The 2,011-nt window shown below is 33.0% G+C and carries 3 protein-coding genes; all 3 read right to left on the bottom strand.

The genetic code is table 11. The features are described from left to right. Nucleotides 1-14: 14 nt before the first annotated feature. On the bottom strand, nucleotides 15-566 hold the full coding sequence (locus HMPREF0518_RS04015) for a metal-dependent hydrolase (RefSeq protein ID WP_012211896.1): 552 nt from the start codon (nucleotides 564-566) through the stop codon (nucleotides 15-17). Nucleotides 567-700: 134 nt separating this feature from the next. Beyond that, nucleotides 701-931, bottom strand: a complete 231-nt coding sequence (locus HMPREF0518_RS04020) for a replication initiator protein A (protein WP_003626377.1) — start codon at nucleotides 929-931, stop codon at nucleotides 701-703. Nucleotides 932-1,087: 156 nt separating this feature from the next. Then, the gene (gene hpt / locus HMPREF0518_RS04025; RefSeq protein ID WP_003626379.1) at nucleotides 1,088-1,621 is read right to left on the bottom strand and encodes a hypoxanthine phosphoribosyltransferase; all 534 of its coding nucleotides are present in this window, start codon (nucleotides 1,619-1,621) and stop codon (nucleotides 1,088-1,090) included. Between the last annotated feature and the right edge of the window lie 390 nt (nucleotides 1,622-2,011).

Consider the following 2,011-nt stretch of genomic DNA (forward strand, 5'->3'; position numbering starts at 1 on the left):
CGTACACGTTTTACTTATATCTCAGGTGCAGCAAGTAGCCATAGCCAATAACACGACATCATTATAATTCCTAAAAAGGCAATTAGAGTAATGAATTTCTCAAAAAAGCCGCCTACTTTGTACCGAAATATAGAGTGATGTCTTCTTTTTTTAACAAATGGGGCCCACCAATCTACTCCCCGCTTGCTGAAGCTATCTTCAACTAGATGCAAGAAATAGCCTAAAATCAAGCCTAGCCAAATACTGCCCCACCAATTCGGCAATTGCCAAGAACGAAATTGGATAGGAATAAAGTGATTCATTATAAAATATAAGCCAATTGAAAAAACTAACCAGCCTAAAAACGAATGAGTTACCCCACGATGTCGTAAAAATAAGCTAAAATTGATCGGAGATTTACGACTAGTCGTGCTGTTATATTCATCAATATCAGGTAAAGACGCGCCTACCCCGGTAGCCAATAGGATTATTAAATTAGATGCAGGGTCAGCAATAAATGCATTGCTAGCGATTAATCCTAATTCGACAAGCGCAATACTGCATAAACGATGCGAGCGCGTCAGCATGTTAGTCACCTCTTCGTTAAAACATATATTCATATTGTAACATACAAAAATAAGAGATGACAGCATTCTTATTTGCAAGAAAAAACACACTATTTTATTAATAATGTGCTAAATCTTCTATTTATAAATTTCACTCACACATCCATCAAATCTTTATCAGGATAAATAATATACATGTTTCCGTCGGAATCTACCCAGCCATTATTTGGTGACTTAGTCATCTTCAGTGTAAAAATCATATATAAATAACGAGCATCGGTACTCAATTTTTTATACTTAGGATTGTGGAAGAAAGCTTGTGGAATTTCATTTTGCTGTTCTGGATACTCAATTCCTTTTTTAAATTTTTGAATATCTTTATTCATTTTACTAACCTCTTTAGTTGATAAAACGCTTACTTTACAAAATCATTATAGCTCTATATTAATTTTTATATAAGTAAAAGTGATTATTATAATATAAAGTACTGTTAAAATCAACTATTTTTAAAATAGAGGTTTGTTTTTTACACTTTTTTAAAACTATGCATAAACTGCTTGTTTTAAGATGCCCACATAAGGAAGATTACGATACCAACCGTTGTAATCAAGACCATAACCTACTAAAAATGCATTTGGTGCTTTAAAAGCATAATCGTCAGCTTTGAAATCTACTACACGTGTTTCTGGTTTATCAAGCATAGAAACTACTTCGACACTTTTAGCACCGCGTTTTCTCATTACTTCAGTAAGTGCCTTTAATGTGCGGCCAGTATCAATAATATCTTCCATAAAAATTACCGGACGATTATTTACATTAGATTTAATATCTTGGACGATCTTGACTTTACCAGTTGAAGCAGCTCCGGCATAACTTGAGGCCTTTATTGGATCAATGGTTAACTTGAAAGTCAACTTTTTAATCATATCACTGGCAAAAAGCATTGCTCCATTTAAAACAGGAATAACTATAGGTTCTTGACCCGCATATTTTTTATTCAAGCGTTCAGCCATTTCATCTATCCGTTTATTAAGTTGTTCCTGAGTAAATAATACTTTTTCAATATCGTTGTTCATTATAAATGTTTCCCCTCTTGTTCATCTAATGATCAGATTTTAGCATATGTTTTTAAAGATTTACAGTATTTTGGTCAAATATACTGCTAATTGACTAAAAATATTATTGCTTATAGTGATAATTATTCGTTTTTTACTATAAATAACGACCTTGATATTTGTCTTCGCCTTAAGTAAGCGGTAACATATTTACTGCTAGTTTTATATAATAGGATTAGATGTTGTTTATTGTTTAAGGAGAGGATATAGATGGTTGCTGTAAAAAAAGAAGAAAAAGCATCAATTTCCGACGGCCTATACGGTCATCATTATTGTGCTTTTACTAGTTCAACTATTGACGTTCGTCATACCTGCCGGTAATTATGCTACATTGGCCTATGACACGACCGA

This window comes from Lactobacillus helveticus DSM 20075 = CGMCC 1.1877 (assembly GCF_000160855.1).
Taxonomy (GTDB): domain Bacteria; phylum Bacillota; class Bacilli; order Lactobacillales; family Lactobacillaceae; genus Lactobacillus; species Lactobacillus helveticus.